Below are 817 nucleotides of genomic sequence, written 5' to 3' on the forward strand. Positions count from 1 at the left end.
ATTGGCTGAATGCCTCGACCTGTTGTAAGAATTTCGGGTTGCTTATCTCACCGGATTCTCCGGCAACTAGTGAGTATTCAATTGTATAAATGCCAGAAAGGTTTTCAGCGGTAAAGTCGGTGTCTTTTCTAAATTCTACACTTTGCTTGAAGTAACCGACAAAGTCGTCATTTATCATATTTAATGGTATAGCAGAGAAAATGGCGATTGTTACCAAGCCGGTACCGATCAAAATTTGTCTGCGTTTGTTAATGACGAAATTAGCGATTGCATCAAGGCCTTTGTGTGCTTTATCTGCTTGCTTCTTCTCTTTTACCGGTAGCACCATAACCAGTGCTGGAAGTAAAAATACTGATAGAAAGAATGCTGCAACGACGCCCATAGCTACAGTATTACCTAAATCTCTGAAGGGTGGAACTTCACTAAAGTTAAGTGTCATAAAGCCAACAACTGTTGTGATGCTGGTGATGAAAACCGGCTGGAAATTGATACGTATGGCTTCTTGCATTGCTTCGGCTTTAAGCATTCCGTGCCGCATGTTAAATAGAAAGGTCACTAGAATATGAACGCAATCGGCAACGGCCATTGTCATGATTACCGTGGGCGCTGAGGTGCTTGGACCGGTAAGCGTCCATCCTAGCCAACCGAACATTCCCATTGCGCTGGCGATAGACATTATTATGACAACCAAGGTTACGGCGGTACCGGTGAACGAACGTAAAAGCAATAATAAGGTGAAGATTATTATCACAAACATGACCGGAAACAGGTTTGCAAGGTCGTCCTGGGCTGATTCAGAAAAGGCATTGCCTAGCAT

1 protein-coding gene is annotated in these 817 nt (G+C 43.3%); it reads right to left on the reverse strand.

Going from position 1 to position 817, the window contains the following annotated elements; genetic code table 11:
* Positions 1 to 817, reverse strand: an 817-nt coding sequence (locus A3756_RS19990) for an MMPL family transporter (RefSeq protein ID WP_156490628.1), incomplete at its 3' end; no start/stop codon positions are given.

Source organism: Oleiphilus sp. HI0086 (assembly GCF_001635225.1).